This window comes from Marinobacter sp. F4206 (genome assembly GCF_019392195.1).
Lineage (GTDB): Bacteria > Pseudomonadota > Gammaproteobacteria > Pseudomonadales > Oleiphilaceae > Marinobacter.
In genome coordinates this window covers 1,384,115-1,403,327 of record NZ_JAHXKI010000002.1, presented here as the reverse complement: position 1 = coordinate 1,403,327, position 19,213 = coordinate 1,384,115, and the positions used below count along the sequence as shown (strand labels likewise).

The 19,213-nt window shown below is 61.7% G+C and carries 15 protein-coding genes; 8 read left to right on the top strand and 7 right to left on the bottom strand.

What is annotated here, in order from left to right; genetic code table 11:
• Together KZO34_RS08845 and KZO34_RS08840 are read left to right on the top strand one after the other, a co-directional pair.
• Positions 1-960 carry an ABC transporter substrate-binding protein gene (locus KZO34_RS08845; RefSeq protein ID WP_219475804.1) on the top strand — a complete coding sequence of 320 codons (960 nt, stop codon included), beginning with the start codon at positions 1-3 and terminating at the stop codon, positions 958-960.
• On the top strand, positions 957-3,221 hold the full coding sequence (locus KZO34_RS08840; RefSeq protein ID WP_219475802.1) for a diguanylate cyclase domain-containing protein: 2,265 nt from the start codon (positions 957-959) through the stop codon (positions 3,219-3,221). Before KZO34_RS08845 ends, KZO34_RS08840 begins: the two co-directional genes overlap by 4 nt.
• On the opposite strand, the gene KZO34_RS08835 is transcribed toward KZO34_RS08840, so the two are convergent.
• From KZO34_RS08835 to KZO34_RS08825, 3 genes are all read right to left on the bottom strand, one after another.
• The gene (locus KZO34_RS08835; RefSeq protein WP_219475799.1) at positions 3,191-4,807 is read right to left on the bottom strand and encodes a Na/Pi cotransporter family protein; all 1,617 of its coding nucleotides are present in this window, start codon (positions 4,805-4,807) and stop codon (positions 3,191-3,193) included. The genes KZO34_RS08840 and KZO34_RS08835 overlap by 31 nt on opposite strands.
• 66 nt (positions 4,808-4,873) lie before the next feature.
• A complete protein-coding gene (locus tag KZO34_RS08830; protein ID WP_219475797.1) occupies positions 4,874-6,082 on the bottom strand; it encodes an HD-GYP domain-containing protein in 1,209 nt (402 codons plus the stop codon).
• Complete coding sequence (locus tag KZO34_RS08825; RefSeq protein ID WP_219475795.1) at positions 6,079-6,888, bottom strand: TatD family hydrolase; 810 nt, start codon at positions 6,886-6,888, stop codon at positions 6,079-6,081. The genes KZO34_RS08830 and KZO34_RS08825 overlap by 4 nt, the downstream gene beginning before the upstream one ends.
• Before the next feature lie 120 nt (positions 6,889-7,008).
• Between KZO34_RS08825 and KZO34_RS08820 the strand changes: the two genes are divergently transcribed.
• Genes KZO34_RS08820 through KZO34_RS08810 form a run of 3 tightly spaced genes read left to right on the top strand, consistent with a single transcriptional unit; the run spans position 7,009 to position 10,386 of the window.
• Entirely contained in the window at positions 7,009-7,839 is an 831-nt protein-coding gene (locus KZO34_RS08820) for a polyphosphate kinase 2 family protein (protein ID WP_219475794.1), read from the top strand.
• Between the two features lie 20 nt (positions 7,840-7,859).
• Entirely contained in the window at positions 7,860-9,131 is a 1,272-nt protein-coding gene (locus KZO34_RS08815; protein ID WP_219475793.1) for a D-amino acid dehydrogenase, read from the top strand.
• Positions 9,073-10,386, top strand: a complete 1,314-nt coding sequence (locus tag KZO34_RS08810; RefSeq protein WP_308318784.1) for a methyltransferase — start codon at positions 9,073-9,075, stop codon at positions 10,384-10,386. Before KZO34_RS08815 ends, KZO34_RS08810 begins: the two co-directional genes overlap by 59 nt.
• On the opposite strand, the gene KZO34_RS08805 is transcribed toward KZO34_RS08810, so the two are convergent.
• The 3 genes from KZO34_RS08805 to KZO34_RS08795 form a co-directional block, all read right to left on the bottom strand.
• Positions 10,343-10,822: a DUF4124 domain-containing protein gene (locus KZO34_RS08805; protein WP_219475792.1), complete on the bottom strand. Its 480-nt coding sequence runs from the start codon at positions 10,820-10,822 to the stop codon at positions 10,343-10,345. The two genes, KZO34_RS08810 and KZO34_RS08805, sit on opposite strands and share 44 nt — an antisense overlap.
• Before the next feature lie 69 nt (positions 10,823-10,891).
• Complete coding sequence (locus tag KZO34_RS08800; protein ID WP_219475791.1) at positions 10,892-12,082, bottom strand: OmpA family protein; 1,191 nt, start codon at positions 12,080-12,082, stop codon at positions 10,892-10,894.
• Between the two features lie 153 nt (positions 12,083-12,235).
• A complete protein-coding gene (locus KZO34_RS08795) occupies positions 12,236-14,566 on the bottom strand; it encodes an ATP-dependent helicase (protein ID WP_219477260.1) in 2,331 nt (776 codons plus the stop codon).
• A gap of 187 nt (positions 14,567-14,753) precedes the next feature.
• Here KZO34_RS08795 and KZO34_RS08790 point away from each other — a divergent pair, with 187 nt between their 5' ends.
• The 3 genes from KZO34_RS08790 to KZO34_RS08780 all read left to right on the top strand — a co-directional run bounded on the left by KZO34_RS08790 (position 14,754) and on the right by KZO34_RS08780 (position 18,050).
• On the top strand, positions 14,754-15,131 hold the full coding sequence (locus KZO34_RS08790) for a DUF2237 family protein (protein ID WP_219475790.1): 378 nt from the start codon (positions 14,754-14,756) through the stop codon (positions 15,129-15,131).
• Positions 15,131-17,284, top strand: a complete 2,154-nt coding sequence (locus tag KZO34_RS08785; protein ID WP_219475789.1) for a tRNA(Met) cytidine acetyltransferase TmcA — start codon at positions 15,131-15,133, stop codon at positions 17,282-17,284. The genes KZO34_RS08790 and KZO34_RS08785 overlap by 1 nt, the downstream gene beginning before the upstream one ends.
• A gap of 70 nt (positions 17,285-17,354) precedes the next feature.
• Entirely contained in the window at positions 17,355-18,050 is a 696-nt protein-coding gene (locus KZO34_RS08780) for an ankyrin repeat domain-containing protein (RefSeq protein WP_219475788.1), read from the top strand.
• Positions 18,051-18,053: 3 nt separating this feature from the next.
• Here the strand turns inward: KZO34_RS08780 and KZO34_RS08775 are convergent, their stop codons facing one another.
• Entirely contained in the window at positions 18,054-19,157 is a 1,104-nt protein-coding gene (locus KZO34_RS08775) for an enoyl-CoA hydratase/isomerase family protein (RefSeq protein ID WP_219475787.1), read from the bottom strand.
• Positions 19,158-19,213 lie beyond the last annotated feature (56 nt).

Genomic DNA, 19,213 nt, shown 5'->3' with positions numbered 1-19,213 from the left:
ATGCACCGACGCCACTTTCTGGGACTCTCTGTTGCCGCTGCCATGGCGGCGACCGGTGTTGCAGGGTGTGGGCGGTCGCAACCGCTGAGATTGGGAATCCACCCCTGGATTGGTTATGAATCCCTGTATCTTGCCGAGGAGTTCGGCTGGCTTCCCGAGTCGGTCCTATTGGTCAAGGGGGAAGCAGCGGGGGATTCCATGGCCGGCCTGCTCGCCGGAGAGCTTGAGGGTGCTGCCCTTACCCTGGACGAAATGCTGAGGGTGAGGGACCAGGGCGGTGATCTGGTTATTGTCGGGGTAACGGATGTCTCTGCCGGCGCTGATGTGCTGATGGTAAAGCCTGACATTGTAGAATTGTCTGAGCTCCGGGGGCGCAGGGTCGCCGTCGAGTTGTCGGGCGTGTCCGGCATCCTGCTGATCAAGGTTCTGGAGAAGGCGGGGCTGAGTCGTGACGATATCGTTCAAGTGAATCTTCCGGTGAATGAGCATGTCGACGCCTGGAACCGCGGGGATGTGGACGCCTCGGTCTCCTATGAGCCGGTTTCTTCGGTTCTCGAAAGTCAGGGCGGCGTCCGGTTGTTTGACAGCGGTGACCTGCCTGAAACCATTTTTGACGTGCTGGTCGTGACCCGCCAGGTCGCCGAGACTGATCCCCAGGCGGTCCGGGACCTTCTGACCGCTCACTTTACGGGGCTGCAGCATCTGGTTCGCAACCTGCATGATTCGGTTTACCGCGTGGCGAGTCGCCACAAAACATCGCCGGCTGCAATCCGGAAGGCCCTGGCGACGGTCATGTTGCCCGATCTGGCCTCGAATCAGCGGTACCTCGCGTCGACCGGTCGGGTCGAACTCATGGCACGCAACCTGGCGCATATCATGACGACCGAGGGCATGATCGGCCAGATGCCCGATTCCCGCCGGCTCTGTGACCCATCGTTTCTGCCGCGGAGTGTCATTTGAGGACTCTACGCCTCGTCGTATCGCTTTGGGTTCTGCTGCCGGCCGCGGCGTGGGCGGCTGGGCCGACGCTGACTTTCGGTGTGTTCGCCTCCCGACCCGAGGCCATTTTGGTCGAAAGGTACGAACCCTTGGCCGAGTATCTCTCGGAGGCGATCGGTAACCCCGTCGAGTTGCAGTTGCTCAACCAGAGCGAGATGGATCGTGCCCTGGCGTCCAACCGGCTGGATTTCATCGCGACCAACCCCAGCCACTTTCTGGTGATTCGAAGTGAACGCAGTCTGACCGGGGTGCTCGCCACGATGGTGCGGACCTGGCAGGGAACGTCGACGACCAGCCTGGGCGGCGTCATCATTACCAGTGCCGGGCGCACGGATATCAATGGCCTCCAGGATCTCCGTGGCAAAAGCATTGCTGCTCCCGGAGAACACTTTCTGGGTGGGTACCAGGCTCAGGTATTGGAACTGATGGAGGCGGGACTGGATGTTCGCCGCAGCAACCGTATCAAACTGGTTGGCAGTCACGATCGGGTGATTCGCGCCGTACTGACCGGGGATGCCGATGTCGGCTTTGTTCGTTCCGGTCTTTTGGAGCAACTGAACCTGAGCCAGCCCGGTCTGATGGACCAGTTTCGGGTAGTGAACGAACAGGGTCTCACGGGGTTTCCGTTCCGGGTGTCCACACGCCTGTATCCGGAATGGCCGTTGGTTGCGCTCCCCCATGTCGATAGCCGTGTTATCCGTCGGGCGGCCTCCGCTTTGTTTGCCCTGGAAGCTGACACCCCGGTGGCCCGCGCTTCGGGGATTGCGGGTTTCTCACCGCCGGCGGATTACCAGTCGGTGGAATACCTGGCCCGCAAGCTGCGGATTGCACCTTACAACAAGGTGCCCGAAGTCACCTGGATTGATGCCCTTCATCAGTACCGGATTTGGGTGTTCACGGTACTGGTCCTGGTGATGCTGTTGGTCACCAGCACGTTGTGGCTCGCAAAGCGGACGCGCCAGTTGTCAGTGGCGCAAGGACGCTTGCGCCGGCTCATCATGAGCTGGCCCCAGCCCATGATGATCATTCAGGGCGGCGTGTTCGTGGATACCAACCGGTCAGCGGTGGATTTGTTCGGCTATGCTTCCGGAAAATCCCTGATGGGCAAGGATATCGCCGCCTTCTCTCCGGAGCTGCAGCCGGATGGCCAGCTGTCCCGCCAGAAGATGACAGCCCTTATCGACCGGGTCAGCGGTGGGGAAGTGAACCACGGCGAGTGGGTGTTCCGACGGGCCGACGGCGCCAGTGTCTGGGTCGATATGACGATCGCACCGGCCTACGACTCCAGCGAGTCCATTCCTTTTCTGTTGTGCTCACTGTACGACATCACCGGGCGCAAGCAGGCGGAGCAGAAACAGCGACTCGCCGCCAGTGTGTTTGACTATGCCCGGGAGGCCATATTCATCACCGATCGTCACGGTACGGTCGTCGACGTGAATGACGCCTACGTTTCGATCACCCGAAGCCCGCGCAGCTGCATCATTGGACGGCAGCCGCCCCTGCCCGTCGATGAGGGCAGCAGCGTGTTTCAGAGTGCCCGGAGCCAGGGGTTCTGGCACGGCGAATTCACCGCCACCCGGGGCGATGGTGAACCTATGGCCCTGGCGGTAACAATCAGCTCTGTTCGGGACGATAATGGAGATATCACTCATTTTGTCGGCATCTTCAGTGACGTGACCCGTTTGAAAGAGCAGGAGCAGAAGCTGCTCACCCTGGCGCACTACGATGCCCTCACCGGCTTGCCCAACCGCGTTCTGTTTGCTGATCGCCTGCAACAGGCCATGGCCCAGGCTCGGCGTCAGGAGTACAAAATCGCGGTGGTGTACATTGATCTGGATGAGTTCAAGCCCGTCAATGACGCCTTTGGCCATGAAGCCGGCGACACGTTGCTGGTGCAGGTTGCCAATCGGATGCGTCTGGCCCTGAGGGAGGAGGACACGCTGGCCCGTCTCGGGGGGGATGAGTTCTCCGCTGTGGTGGTTAATGTGCCCGATGAGGACGATCTGGAGGGGTTGCTGTCACGGTTGCTGCGATCGGTTTCGGCCCCGGTCTGGGTGTCGAATTATGCGGTTGAGGTATCCGCCAGTATTGGTTACACGCTGTTCCCGCAGTTGACCGATCTGGATGGCGACCAACTCCTGCGCCAGGCTGACCAGGCCATGTATCGAGCCAAACAGCAGGGCAAAAACCGTTATTGCCGGTTCTTTCTCGACAGTGCCTGATCGTCTTCGATGAGCGCGTCAGTTCCCGGCTTCCATTGCAGGGATTTGTTCCACTGGTCGGACAGCCGGCGCACCGAGCTGAGATCGTCCAGTAACCGGTCTCCGGAGCTGGTTGGCACGTCCCGCTTGACGACCATTTCGAGCAGGGAGGATTTCAATTGATGATAAGTCTGCTCCGCATCGTCAAAAGTTCCGGGAGACGTGTCCTCCGAGGCAATCAGCGTACGAAGCACATCCAGATAACGCTCCAACACGGTCCTGAGGGGAGCAAGCTCTTGTTGTTGCCTGGCTTTTCGAAGCTGTAACAGTGCTGGTGCCAGGTCGGTGGCCTCGGCAAGATAGCGACAGGTCAGGATGCTTCGCGTGAGGGCATCGACCGTGGTGGGATGCATTTTTTCGGCACGCAGTCGGGAGATATAATCGGTGATCGCGGCGTTAAGGCTGAGGGCCGATTCGGACTTCGGCTGTATCTGGCCTGGCTTCAAGTCTTCTCGGTCGACACAGACCCTCAGGATCCCGCGGGTAAGACTGATCAAGCGTATCATTTCCTGATCCACGGCCCCGACGGCAAGTTCCGGCGTCGTCACCAGCGTGTCGTCCAGGTAGCGCGGTTCCGCATTGTCTTCTTCCTTGCTACGGAACAGGCGGCTCAGGTAGCGGGAAAATCGGGGTGCCAATGGCAACATGACGGCAGCGCCGAGGACGTTGAACAGGGTGTGAAACAGCGCCAGGGAAACGGCCGGGCTGGCATCGAGTTCAATCCATTGGGCCAGTGCGGTTGCCAGCCAGATCAGAAGCGGCAGGATGACCAAGGCGATGGCTCCGGCCACCAGATTGAACGTGACGTGCGCAAGCGCCAACCGCCTGGCATTGGCCGTCGCATTGAGAACCGCAATGGCTGCGGTAGACGTTGTTCCCAGATTGGTGCCGATGACGGCGACAGCCGCACTCTCAATGGACAGGAGGTTGCTGGAGGCAGCGCTGAGAATGATGGCCAGGGCCGCGCTCGAGGATTGGGTGAGCAAGGTAGCCATAAAGCCGAACAGTAGAAACATAGGCAGGCTGTAGTTCTGGCCCAGCATGCCCTCCCCGTCAACGCCTTCCGTAAATACTCCCAGGGAATCCTTAAGCAACGCCAGCGCTAGGAAGAACAGGGCAAAGCCGGCCAGCGTCTCGCCCACGGCTTTACCCCGGTGCCCGGAACTGATCAGTCTCAGCATCATGCCGATGGCGAGCATGGGCATGGCAAACGCTTCAATCTTGACGCCAAATCCCACCAGGCTGACCAGCCACCCGGTCATTGTGGTGCCGACATTGGCGCCGAAAATCACGCCAAGCGACTGGCCGAGACTCAGTAGTCCGGCGTTGACGAAGCCGATGGTGGCAATGGTGACGGCGCTGGAGGACTGCACAATACCCGTGATCAAGAACCCGGTGCCAAATCCCTTCAGCGGGGTTTTCGTCCAGTCCGCGAGCATGTGGCGCAACTGGTGCCCGGCAGCATGCTTCAAACCGTCGGTCATCATTTCCATAGCCAGCAGAAACAGCGCCACGCCACCTAGTATCTGGAAAATGGAGTCAGTCATCGGAATGTCGGCGTCCGGTCAGGGGGGGTACTTGAAGCCTAGCAGAGGGTCTGCGTAACCGGACATTCAGACCATAAATTTTCGAACGTCGATCCGGTAGTCCTCGGGGTCCACCGATCGTAGAATGCGGTCCTGGGCTCCTGGCTTGGCCAGGTCCACGGTGTCCACCGTGATCGGCATGCGGAACCGGGTGTGGTACATAACCCGGACCACGGGCAGGCGCTGATCCTGCTCATTGGCCTCCACCACCACGCCCAGTCGGCCGCTTTCCAGCAATACCATGGCCCCAACCGGGTACAGGCCAATGCAGCGGATGAATTGCTTGACCAGATCCGGGTCCAGGTGATCGCCGCTCCACTCCAGCAGTTTCTTCAGCCCCTGGGTTGGTGTCATGCCCTTGTGGTAGACCCGGTCGGCGGTAATGGCATCGTAGACATCGGTGATGGCAACCATGCGGCCATAAACGGAAATTTCGTCGCCCCTCAGGCCCTCGGGGTAGCCGCTACCGTCGAGGCGTTCGTGGTGTTGTGCGGCGGTGATGACCGCCAGTTCGCCAATGCCCTCGGTGGTGGACAGAATGTCCCGGGAATGGCGGGCGTGCAGTTTCATCACCTCGAACTCTTCAGCGGACAGCCGGCCTGGTTTGTTCAGGATCTCGTCGGGCGTCAGGATCTTGCCAAGGTCATGCAGCAGGGCGCCAACAATGGTCTGGTGCAGAACGTCTCCCGGCAGCGCCCTGTAGTTGCCGAACAGTGACATCAGAACACTCAGGTTGACCGAGTGCTCCAACAGGTAGTTGTCCTTTTCCCGGATGCGCCCGAGGCAGCTCAGCGCGTTGGCGTTGCGCAAAACCGAATTCTGTAACTCGTCGGCCAACTGGTGAATGGGGGCAATATCGATGGCGCCACCGATCTTCACGTTGTTCATGAAGTCGCCAACGAGCCCCTGGGCCTGGCTGTGTATTTTCTGGGCGATGACCAGCTCTTCTGCCATCGGCACCTGCGCCCGAAGCCCGGGTGTCTGCTCACCGGCACTCTGAAGTGCGCTTTCATTGCGCCGATCAACCTCGGTGGCGGTTTCGGAATCCTGGGTGTCCAGTCCCTTCGAGGCGTCAATGTAGACAAACGCCACGCCCATCCGGCGGATTTTCTCGATGGTTTCCTCTTTTTTGATGACACCGCGCTTACGCTGGCTGTTGTGAGGAATCCAGTCATTGTTGAGGTCGGTGATGTACATGCCGACCTTCAGTGCCGAAATGGGAACGCGCTTGATCATTGAGCCGGGAAAAACGTCCGTAAACTGTTCTGGTAGGTCTTGCTTAACACTTCCTCCAGCGCCAGTTCCTTCACCTCGGCAATCTTTTCTGCCACGAAGGGCAGGTAGAACGGGGCATTTTCGCGGCCCCGATAAGGCACTGGCGTCAGGAAGGGGGCATCGGTCTCCAGCAGGATCTGCTCGATCGGCGACATGCGCACAATGTCCCGCACGTTCTCTGCCTTGTTAAAAGTGGTAATACCGTTAAAGCCCAGGCACCAGCCCTGGTCGAGTGCGTAGCGGGCGAGTCCGGGGCCGGAGGTGAAACTGTGGATCACACCTCGGCGGGTGAGGGTCTCCTCGAAGTCCCGGAGAATGTCGATGGTGTCGTCGTCGGCCTCACGGCTGTGGATGACCACAGGCTGGCCATGGTCGCAGGCGATCTGGAGCTGGCGGCGGAATACCTCCCGTTGCACGTCCCGATCGGCATTGTCGTAGAAATAATCAAGCCCGATCTCGCCGACGGCGACGATCTTGTCGTCGCTGGCGTGGGCACGGATTTCCGCTTCGGCCGCATCGGAATAGCTTTCGGCCTCATGGGGGTGTATGCCCTGGGTGCCATAAACCCACGGTGCGGCCTGGCTCAGTTCCCGGACGCGGGCCAGGTTGTCCGGGGACACTGCAATGGTGATCACCTTCTCGATGTTGACCCGCTGACTCTGATCCAGGGTCTCCTCGAGCGGGCGATCCTTGAGGTAGTCCAGATGGCAGTGGGTTTCGATAATCGGATGATCGAAAACGGGAATTTCGCGACGTTTTTTGCTCATTGCCGGGCGTTCAGCTCCATCGCAGTCGGGCTGTGACTGCTATCCTGAAAATTTGGTCGACCACAGTTTACCAGCTTGTACGATTGTTGACGCACATTACAGCGATAGGGAGTTTCCGGAATGCACGTTTCAGCATTTGCAAAGACCTGGATTTATGACCCCGGCAAGCCCCGGTTCCGCGATTACCCCTCGCTGCTGGAGGATGACGATCCCCTGCCGGCCCTGGAGTCCAGCCTTGAGGAGATCGGGGAATATCAGCGCCGGCTGTGGGCCAACCGGAGTAGGGCACTGCTGGTGGTGCTTCACGGGCCGGACACCAGTGGCAAGGATAGCCTGATTCGGACCCTGGCGACCTATGCCGATCCCGCTGGATTTCATGCCTGGTCGTTCAGTCGTCCCCAGGGGGCGGAAACCCGCCATGATTTCCTCTGGCGTGTGGTGTCGTTCCTGCCGGGTTTCGGCGAGATGGTCGCGTTCAATCGCAGCCACCACGAGGCGGTGATCAGCGAGCGGATCTGGCCGGTTCATGACCCCGAAAGTTACAACTGGGGCAACCGCTATCGCGCAATCCGGGACTTTGAGCGGAACCTGGTGGAGGAGGGCACAACCGTGGTCAAGGTCTGGCTGAATCTCTCGGAAGACGAGCATCGCCGTCGCTTGCTGAAACGGCTGGACAAACCCCGCAAGCGCTGGAAATTCGACAAATCCGATATTGATGGCTGGGAAAAACGCGATCAGTATGGGCAGTTTGCCGAAGAAGCCTTGGCCCAGACCCATTCCCGGGAGGCTCCCTGGTTTGTGGTGCCAGGTGATCGGAAACCCCAGGCCCGGGCGATAGTTGCGGCGATCCTGGCGGAGCAGTTGCAGAGCCTGGCTCCGGACTACCCGAAGGAAGACGAGTCGGTACTGAAGGAGTACCGTCGATTGCTGGCCAGCAAGGGCGTTAAGTAGACCAACACAGGGAGGCGCAGATGCGCATAGTTGTAGTGGGTGGCGGTGTTGTGGGGGTAACCACGGCCTACGAACTGAACCGCCGGGGCCATGAGGTAACCGTACTGGAACGGCACGATGTGGCTGGTAACGAGACCAGCAAGGGTAACGCCGCACAACGTTCCTACGGCGTCGTCTATCCGTGGTCGGATCCGGCAATGGTGTTCAAGGCTCTGCCCTGGTTACTGAAACAGGATGGCCCGCTGAAAATGCGGCTGCCACCTTCTGTCGAGGCCGTCCGGTTCATGTTCGCCACCCTGCGCTACGCCTGGTCCCCCGGTCTGTTCGGATTGAACCGGCGCGCCATGCTGCGCCTCGGTATCCACAGCCGGGAACGGTTCCTGGCCCTGGAAAACCAACTCGACCTGGCCTTTGATGGCGGCCACCAGGGCCTGCTGCATCTGGCCAGTACTCCGGAAGCGCTGGCGGGCTATCGAGGCACTCATCAGCTGCTCAAGGAACTGGGTATTCCCTCCCGGCTGATGACGCCGGACCAGGTCCGGGAAGCGGAACCGGGCATGGTGGGCGGCGGCCCCCTATACGGCGCCCTGAGTTATGACACCGATGGCACCGGAGATTGTCACCAGTTTTCACAGGCCCTGGCCCGGGCCTGTGAGGCCAACGGCGTGAGGTTCCGGTATCAGGTTGAGGCGGAACGCCTGGTGGCCGATGACCACGCGGTGCAGGCCATTGAGCTCACGAGCCAGGATGGGGAGCGGGAGCGTGTTGAGGCCGACGCCTTCGTCATCAGTGCCGGCTGCTGGTCCGATTTCCTGGTCCGTCCCCTTGGTCTGAAACTGCCAATCTATCCGGTCAAGGGCTACAGCCTGACCGCGCCCTTGAGCAATCCCGACCGCGCTCCGGCTTCAACCATCCACGATGATAATTACAAGGTGGTGTCCACCCGCCTCGGTAATCGGCTTCGGGCCACCGGATTTGTGGAACTGGCGGATTTCAACCGCGATATCCCGGAGGCCCGACTGGCGACCATCCGGAAGTCCGTGATGTCCCGGTTCCCCGGCTGTGCCGATCTGGACGCCGCGGAAACCTGGACCGGATTTCGTCCAATGACACCGGATGGTCCCGCCATCATCGGTCGGGGGCCGAGGGACAACCTGTTTCTCAATACCGGCCACGGCACCTTCGGGTGGACGTTGTCCGCCGGCAGTGCCGATGTGATCGCCCAGGTGATTGATGGCGAAACGCCTTCGGTTTGTCTCGATGCCTTCCGTCCCGGGCGATTCAGCGAGTAGCTACATGTACGATCCCGCCGACTCTTTTTACCTCCGCTGGCGAGAGCTCAACGACTGGTTGCTGCAGCATCGGTCGCTCTGGCAGCCGGCGCCGTTCATGGAGCCGGCGCCCGAATGGACCCGGCAATACCCGGGCCTGGCTCGAATGGTGGCCGGGCTCAGTGACGGTCAGTGCGAGGGCCTGAATGATGACACGGAGAGGCTGGCAAGCCTGGCATCTGAGCATCTGCCGTCACTGAAATCCTACGCGCGGCTGATAGCCCTGCCGGTCTTGTCGCCCTCGCCAGCGGCGGTGCAGAGCGCCACGTTGTCAGAAGTTAAAGCCGTTGACATGCCGGGCCGGAAACGACTCCAGTCCGGGGCCTTTGCGGCTGCGGTTCGGCCACTGAGTCAGCCGATACTGGACTGGTGCTGTGGCAAGGGCCATCTGTCGCGGACTCTGGCGGCTGACTGTCCGGAGCCGGTCCAGGGTTATGAATGGAATGCCGAACTGGTGCGCGACGGCAACCGGCTGGCGGCGCATTTTGGTGATTCGGTGTCGGTGCAATGCCGGGATGTGATGGCCCCGGACCTTGCCCTGCCGGAGAGCGTCCACGGCGTTGCCCTGCACGCCTGTGGGGACCTGCACCGACAGTTGCTCCGCCGTGGCGCAGAGGCCAGCCTGCCGCGTTTGAGTGTATCTCCCTGTTGCTACCACCTGACGGGGACGGGAATTTATCGGCCATTGTCGAGTCGTGCTGCAGCCGATGTCGATACCCTCGAACTGAGCCGTAGCGACATACGCCTGGCGGTTCGGGAAACGGTGACCGCGCCCACCCGTGTGAGGAAACAGGCCCGCTTGTTCAGCCAATGGCGTCTGGGCTTTGATGGCCTTCAACGTCAGCTTCGGGGACGTGATGAGTACCTGCCGGTGCCTTCCCACCCGCCAAGCCTGGTGCATGAAGGGTTTGCTGCGTTCTGTCACTGGGCCGCGCAAAAGAAGGGACTGGTCCTGCCGGATAACATTGTGTTCGATCACTGGTCCGAATTCGGCGCCCGGCGCTGGCAGCAGGTCCGGCGCCAGGAACTGCTGCGCCACCTGTTCCGACGCCCCCTGGAACTGTGGATCGTGCTCGACTATGCCGTCTTCCTGGAAGAGCAGGGTTACCAGGTACGGCTGGGCGAATTCTGCGACCGTGACCTGACCCCCCGCAACCTGTTGCTGGATGCGGTCAGGGTTTGCGGTACTCAACCCGCTGCACACAGCCATCCCTGAAATAGACGTAGGTCAGTTCGTACAGAGCCCCGTAATATCGGGTCTGATAAATCCAGACCTCCTGGGGGCTGCTGTAGGTTTCCGGTGGACTGCCAAAGGCCCGGCGGACATTCTCCCGGGTCATGCCCCGGACCACTTCCTCCCGGACGATATGACGCCTTAGATCGGTGGAATTGATGAACCGACAGGTTGAAGGCGCTTCGGTCGACACCTCCTTGTCGACTTGCTCGGTCGGTGGTTCGACTTGTGGCGGCGGCAGGTTGCGGTCCAGTTGACCGCCGATCCGGTTGTCGGGGATTTCGATACGCTCCCCCTCGCCATTGCAGGGTTGATCGGTAAATACCACCCCGTTTGCGGTTTCACAGCGGAACACCCCGGCCTGGGGGGCGTTCATGGCCAGCATCAGTAGCACCAGAACGTAAGCGGCTCTGATCATTGCGCCTCCAAGAAAAAAGGCGCCCGTGCGGGCGCCTTTACTGCATCAGGTTGCACCAGACCGAGCGCCTCAGCGTTCGACCTGGATCAGTGCCTCAACCCGGCGATTGGCGGCGCGGCCCTCGGCGGTATCGTTGCGGGCAATCGGCTGCTCCTCCCCATACCCGGAAGCTTTCACCCGACTCGGATCGACACCGAGGGAGTCGACCAGGCGCGCGGCCACGGCCTCGGCCCGACGCAGGGACAGGAACTGGTTGTAGTCCGCATCGCCAACGCTGTCAGTATGGCCGGCAACTTCCACAAAGGTTCTCGGGTTTTCCTTGAGGAAGTCCGCGACGCGTCGGAGGTCCTCATCGTAGGCATTGTTGATCACCGAACTGTTGTTGGCGAACTGAACGTCCACTTCAAAGGTCTGGATGACTTCGGTGACCCCTTCGCAGCCCCGCTCGTCGACGGTGGCGCCGGGGGTTGTGCTCGGGCACTGATCGACGCCATCAATGACGCCGTCGTTGTCGCTGTCCGGTTCGCAACCGCGGCTATCTACCTCGGCGCCGAGGGTGGTATCCGGGCACTCGTCACGGGCATCCGCCACACCATCGCGGTCGGCATCCGGCTCACACCCGGTGCTGTCCACCGTGGCGCCGGCCGGGGTGCCGGGGCACTCATCGGCGTCGTCCGGAACGCCGTCGCCATCGGCATCCGCCGGGGCGGCCACTGTTCGGAAGAACGCGAAACTCAGGCCCAGAGACACTTGGGTGTCGAAGGTGCTCTCATCGATGCCGTGAAACTCACGCAAATCGGCGCGCAGGGACAGGGAATCGCTGAGGTTGTAGCGAAAACCGGTGCCAACGTTGACCCGGGTTTCGTCGTGGTTGCTGCCTGACGTCAGCGGGCCGTTGGCGTCGTCCCCAAAGTCAGCGTGGCCGCCACCCAGGGAAACATAGGGATTCCAGGTCTCGTCCGGACCGGCAAAGTAGTAGGTGGCATCCAGACGAATCTCATCGAAGTCGGACTCACCCACCGCATTTTTTCGGTCCACGTTCGCCCGGGAGTACACCGGTTCCAGCGACCATCTCGGTGCAAACCGATATTCCAGGCCAACGCCGTAAGTGTCGGATTCACTCAGATCGCGTTTGTCGTCAAAATACTGGTACGCCGCGAACGGATTAATGTAGAAAGTGTCCTTCCGTTCGGCGGCGATCGCCGGGGCCACCAGAGCAGATGCGATGACAGCCATCGCGCACGAGCGCATGAAATCCATGCTGAACCTCCTGTTCATAGTTCGTTATTGAGACTGCATTAGCGGGAAACTGCGGGGATACCCGGTGTCTATCGGTCTGTTGGGTGTAGAAAAACAGAATATAGACACGATCCACGCTTACAGCAATATTACGCCTCCGGAACTGGTTTGGTTTCAGTCGTTTTGGGCCAGAGGGCTGAAATACAGGTGGGCGCTTTTTTTGCTGAAGTTCAGGGTGTCACCGTTGTCGAAACGGACTTCAAAGGAGTTCTCGTCCTCGGCCACTACCTGTCCGGCGCCAAAAATGGCGTGACTCAGACGCTCGTGGTGCCACAGCGCTTCCGCGGCATCGGACACGGTGGCGACGGTGCCGTCCAGCACAATCCCCTCACGTTCTGCATAGCGCTGGCTGACCGGGGTGATGGGTCGGTCCAGCCTGACCGACTGACCAGGTTCCTGGATTCGCTCGTCGAGCCACTGCCCAAGCTCGCTGGAAAGGTCGAAACAGCACTCCGCGACAAAGCGGCTGGGTCCCTGGTCGCCGTCCAGGTGAGGCTGGGAAGTGACCGGGCGACTGATCAGGTGGAGTTGCTGGCGGGTCCGAGTCATGGCCACGTACAGCAGGCGCCGTTCGCTCTCCAGAAAGGCGCGGGCGTCGTCGTGGGGCCGGGGACTGTAGGGCAGGTACTTCTCCTGCAGACCGGGAATAATCACCCGGGGCCACTCAAGCCCCTTGGTTCGATGGATGGTCGACATGAGTACGCCGCCCTGTCGGTTTTCGCCGGCCTGCTGTTTCAGGGTCTGCAGGTGGTCGACGGCACCGTTCGCGTCAACATCGAGGCCCTTGAGGTACTGCCGGAAGCCCTGAATGGTGTCGATGCGTTCTTCGGCGCCCTCGTGGGTCAGTGCCAGGCTGCGGATACCTTCGTGCAAGTCGGTGTGCTCGGCGTACACGCTGATCAGACCGGCGACGGGACCCTTGTAATCTCTCAGCTGGCCCAGCACCTCGCCCAGTTTGCGCAGCTTGCGGCCGGCCATCGGCGACAGGGCGTCAAAGTCCATCGCCAGCAGGCGCTCGTGCCAGTCGCCGGAAAAGCCGGCCAGGAAGCGGGCCAGTTGTTCCAGTTCCGGTTCCTTGAGTCCCACATGGGGGAAGCGCAGCAGCTGGCGGGCCACCTCGATCCGGTCTTCGTCCGGCAGGTTGGCGAGCCGACCGGTGACCACCATCAACAGCGAGACCAGGGCCTGGACTTCGCGGCTGAACAGCGCGCCCTTGCCAGCATCGATGCGATAGGGGATCTGCCGGGCCAGCAGTTTCAGCTCGATCGGGACGCTCTGGCTCCACACCCGGAACAGAATCGCGGTGCCGCTGAGCAAACTCCCGGGTGTCTGTTGCAGGATCTGGACGATGGTGTCGCTGTCGTTGTCGACCCGGTGCAGTGTCACATCCGTGGCCGGGGTGGACGGGTGCGAATGGCACAGCACGTCCTTGCGGCCTGTGTTGTGGCAGATCAGATGGTTGGCTAGCAGGGCCACCCGATGGCCATAGCGGAAGGTGTAGCTGAGGGTTTGCTCCAGCGGGCTTTCAAACTCGTCGCTGAAGCGCTTGAGGATGAACTCGGGCTTGGCGCCCCGGAACTCGTAGATGGTCTGGTCCGGATCGCCGACCACTGTGACCCGGGCCCGGTCGCCGGCGACGTAGCGCAGCAACAGGTGCTGGATCTCGTTGGTGTCCTGGTACTCGTCCACCAGGATCAGATCCATCTTGTTGCCCACCAGTCGCTGCAGGGGCGGATTCTGGTGAATCGCCATCACCGGTTCGTAAAGCATGTCGGCGTAGCTGATCCGGGCCTGGCTCTTGCGCCACTGCTCAAAGCTGTGGAATAGGTCGATCAGGTAGCGGTGTTTGTCGGCGTAGCCGAGTTCCTCGAATACGATCTCGGCGGGCGACAGGGTGGTCTTGACCAGATCAATGAAGCCGGTGGCGGTTTCCACGAAATCCTTCTTGTTGCGACGGATTTCATCGGCCAGATCCTCCGGCGCCAGCCGACGGGTCAGCTGCCAGGCCTGAAAGCTGATCTCCTGCTCGGTCAGGATCTTGTCGGAGAATCCCGGGAGATAGCCTTCACGCACGAAACGTTTGTACAGTCGTAACCCCATGGCGTGATAGGTGCGGATTTCAGGCAGCGCCAGCCCGCTCTGGTGGCAAACCTCCTGCAGCTTGCGCTCGAAATCCACGCGAGCGCTACGGTTGAACATCAGCACCAGCATACGGTTGGGATCGTGGCCCTGCTGCAGCAGGTAGCGGATCCGCCAGGCCAGGGTGGAGGTCTTGCCACTGCCGGCCACGGCGGTGATCACCGAGTGCTCGTAACCGGCGGTGATGATGGCCCGTTGCTCGTCGGTGAGGAACTCCGGGAGATCAAGGGGGGTAGATTGTTGGGGTTCGATTGGCATAACGCGTATTGTACGGGCCAACTGGCAGTGCGGGTACTGGTCCCGCATAATCAGGACCAATTACTGAAAGTCATTCAACGAATACTCCCCGCTTGGCCGCAGCCTTTGGGGTTGGCTTTCCAAAATTGTGCGGAGCCATGGATGGCGGAGCTCAAGCGCCACACGGACGTGCTTGAGCGGGTTTTGGAAAGCCAACCCCAAAGGCTGCTCACTTGTGGAGTTGGAGGATAAACGCATGCAGATATCCGAATCCGTAAACGTACTGGGCGAAGAACTGGAAACCTGCGGCACCGATCCGAAAACCGGGTTCTACCGCGATGGCTGCTGCAACACCGGTCCCGATGACCTTGGCTTCCACACCGTGTGTGCGGTGGTCACCGACGAGTTTCTGGAATTCTCGAAAAGCTGCGGCAACGATCTCAGCACCCCGCGTCCCGATTTCGGTTTTCCGGGGCTGAAGGCGGGCGACAGCTGGTGTTTGTGCGCCGCGCGTTGGCAGGAAGCCTTCGAAGCAGGCTCGGCACCAAGGGTGCGTCTGCGGGCCACTCACCAGGCCACGCTGGAAATGTGCGACCTGAACGACCTCAAGCGGCATTCGGTGGATCTCAGTTAATGACCCCGGTCGAGGTCACCGACGCCGATCTCGAATCCTGGCGGCAGCTCCAGCACCGCCTCGCTCAGCGGGGGGAGCGGCGTCTGGTGTTGCTTGAAGGCGAGCGTGCAGAGGCGCTGAGCTGGTTGAAGGCCCTGTTGCCGGCACTGACAACGGATCCCGGCATCTGGACCGGTCCGGAGGCAGACCGCCCGAATTCGGCCCTGACTCCGCTGGTGCCCGGGCGTGCCCGGACATGGCTGGGCCGTGAGTCCTCGGTGGTGGTCTGGGATGGCTGGCAGGGCAATCCGCCGGACGCCCTGGCCGCACTTTCGGGAACCCTGAGGGCGGGCGGTCTGCTGTTCTGGCTGATGCCACCGCTGGACCAGTGGTCCGGCTTTGACGATCCGGACTACGCTCGGACCGGGCTGGGCGAACTGGCCGAACACCCCTTTGCGACCCGAATGGCCAGCATTCTGGCGGCCGATCCGGCGGTCATACGCGTTGCCCCCACCAAAGGGACGTCCGGGGTACTGCCGGAGCTTTCCGAACCGGACACCGGATTTGCCGTTCACACCACCGACGATCAGCAGCACCTGATCGAACGCCTGGTGCACTTTGGTCTGGGCCGTCGGCGCCGGCCGATTGTGGTAACGGCGGACCGTGGCCGGGGCAAATCCGCGGCGCTGGGGGTGGCGGCCGCGGAGTTGTTGAACCAGGGGCGGCGTCAGATTCTGGTATCGGCGCCATCCCGTGACAACGTAGCCACCCTGTTCCGTCACGCCCGGCAAGTGCTGGGTGATCAGCTCCTCGCTGCCTCGGAATCCGTTCTGGAGACCCGGTCGGGCGGCTGCCTGCGATTTCTCGCAATTCGGGATCTGCTGGCGGAGAAGCCCGAAGCGGAAGTGGTGCTGGTGGATGAAGCGGCGGCGATTCCGGCCCCGTTGCTGAAACAGGTGTTGCTGGGCTGGCCCCGGGTTGCCTTTTCCTCCACCGTCCATGGCTATGAAGGCGCCGGTCGGGGGTTTGCCATCCGTTTTCGGCAGATCCTGGACCGGGAGACGCCGCATTGGCAGTCAATCAGCCTGTCCGCGCCGGTCCGCTGGTCCGCCCATGACCCGCTGGAGCCGCTGGTGTCGCGTCTGTTTCTGCTGGCGGCCGAGAATCGGGCTGCGGCCTCCGGGGTCATCCCGCCCGGGGACGTGATCATCGAGCCCTTCAATCCCCGGGACGCAGACGATTCAGACCTGTCGGATGCGTTTGGACTGCTGGTGGATGCGCACTACCGCACCACGCCGGCGGACCTGCGGCAGTGGATGGATGCGCCGTCGGCGCGGAGCTGGCGGGCGCGGGTGGGCAAGGTCACGGTTGGCATACTGTGGGGCGCGGTGGAAGGCGGTCTGGCGCCGCAACTGGCCGAACAGGTGACCCTCGGGCAGCGCCGACTTCGGGGGCACTTGCTGCCACAGTCGCTGGCGAGCCACAGCGGATTCCCGGACGCCGCGTGCCAACGCTGCCTGCGGGTGGTCCGGATAGCCGTGTCTGACAAGGCCAGGCGCGATGGTATTGGTCGTCGGCTGGTGGCAGCGGCGAGCGAGGCAGCCCGCGAGGAAGGTCTGGACACCGTCGGCACCAGCTTTGGTGGCAGCCAGGCGTTGTTGGCGTTCTGGCGCGCCTGTGGTCTACGGCTGGTGCGTCTCGGGCTGAATCAGGAGGCAACCAGTGGCGAATACCCGATCCAGATGCTGCTCGGGCTCAGTGAGGCGGGGGTGGGACTGCTAACGCAGCTTCGCCAGCGCCAGGCCGAACACTGGCTGGCGCTGTTGCCGCTGGCCTGGCCGTCACTGGAGCCCGGCCTGCTGGCAGCCATCGGTGCGGGCCTGCCGGCAACCGAGCGCCTCAATGACCATGACCGTCGGGACCTGCACAGTTTTGCCGAAGGCCATCGCGGGTTTCTGCTCAGCCTGCCGGTGCTCCGGAAAACGAGCATGGTGAATAACGTCGGGGCCTGGCTACAGGCACAGGATGACCTCGCGCTTTGGGTGGCGGCGGTACTGCAACAAAGGGACTGGCCTGGTTTGCAGGCTGCCGGACTGTGCCTCGGCCAGCGGGACGGTGAAGATCGCCTGCGTGCGCTGATTCGTGAACTCCTGCAAAAGGGGCCGGAGTTGTGACCCGCTCGATTTAATTTTCATTCCCCGCTGCCCAGAATAGGCCAAACACTATCTGACCGAGATCGTTGTTATGGCCAAGGGAACCGGCTCCCCCCGTTATCTGCTTCCAGTCCTGATGTTTCTGTTGCCCTGGATGTCCGGATGCGCGTCGCGCTCCGAACCGACCAACCTGGAACATGAAACCGCCACCCGGGCGGCCACGCCCATGATTGAGGCGGCGGAGCAGGGGGATCTGGATCGGGTGATGGCGCTTTCGGAGGCCGGGGAATCGCTCAATACCCTGACCGAAAAAGGCTCACCCTTGATGGCGGCTGTAAGCGGGGGGCAGGACCGTGTCGCCTGGTATCTGTTGTCGGAGGGGGCGTCCCCCGATCTCGCCGCAGCCGATGGCGAAACGCCGCTGATGGTGGCGTCGGCCAAAGGCAGTCGCCGCCTGGTCCAGCTGCTGTTGTCCGCCGGTGCACGGGTGAACGCCCGGGATGCCAATGGCTATACTCCGGTTATTCGAGCTGCCGAGCAGGGCCACCTGTCGGTGGTCAAGGTTTTGCTGGCCGCCGGCGCCAACGTTAATGTCAGCCAGGGCGGTGAGTCGCTACTGATGAAGATTGTCGACAGTGGTGACCTGCTGACGGCGGAAATGCTGCTGGCTGCCGGTGCCGATGTGAATTACCGTACCGACGATGGCCGCACCGCGCTGGATATGGCACGGGCCAGCAACAACCGCGATCTTGAAATGTTGCTGGTCCAGGCCGGCGCCCAGCTGTAGGGCTTAGCCGAGCTGCATCGGATCGGTTTCATCGTCCCATTCCGGCTGGAAGTGGGCCTGAACCACGTCCGTCGGAACGTCCGCCACACTGGGGAAGGACCAGACCGGCCTCTGATCCTTGTCCACCAGCCTCGCCCGGACGCCCTCCGGCAGATCGGGTCGGCGGGTACACTCCATCGCCATGGCCAATTCCATTCGGAACACGTCCTTGAGCGACATCTGCTGGGCTTTTTGCAGCTGAGTCCAGACCAGCCATGCCGATACCGGGCAACCACCCCTGAGATTGCTCATGCAGGCATTCCACCACTCGCTGTCGATTTCCGCCGAGAGTAGCTGATCCACAATCTCCGGCAGCTCATCGCCGGCACTGAGCCGGGCAATATGCTGTTCGTGCTGTTCGAGATTGCTGCGCTGAAGCGAGCGGTAGTCCGGTGCGTGCATCTGGTTGAGCAGCCGGAACAGACGGTTGTCGTCCGCTGCCGGTTCGCCCGTCCATCGCTGGTTCTGCAACTCCCCCAGCAGGAGTTCCCGGTCCTCTGCCAGCAGCACCATATCGGCCAGGCCGATGCGGATGGTGTCGGTGATGTTCAGCCGGGCTCCGGTGAGGCCCATAAACAGCCCGATCCGTCCGGGCAGCCGGTTCAAGAACCAGCTGGCGCCGACATCCGGAAACAGCCCGATGGAGATCTCCGGCATCGCCACGGTGACGTCCGGCGTTGCCAACCGGTAACGACAGGCCGCAAGCAGGCCCAGTCCGCCGCCCATCACCACGCCGTGTCCGATGCCGACAACGGGTTTTGGGAAGCGATGGAGGCTGTAGTCCAGGCGGTACTCCCGGGTGAAGAAGCCGGCGGCGGTCTCCTGTTCGCCGTCGCCCTTGATGGCGTCGTACAGGTCGCGGATGTTGCCACCAGCGCAGAAGGCCCGATCACCCTTGCCCTGGAGCAATACCACGCAGATACGGTCGTCCGCCGCCCAGCGATCAAGGGTGGCCTGAAGCTCATCGATCATGGCCTCCGAGAGCGCATTGAGGGTGGCGGGGGCATTCAGGGTGAGCAGGCCAATGTGGCCTTCCAGGCATTCAATTTCCTGAACCTCTATGGGCATTGAAGGAGTCTCCGGTGTTCAAAAATAATCTGGGCCACGTCGTTCTCCGTACTGTC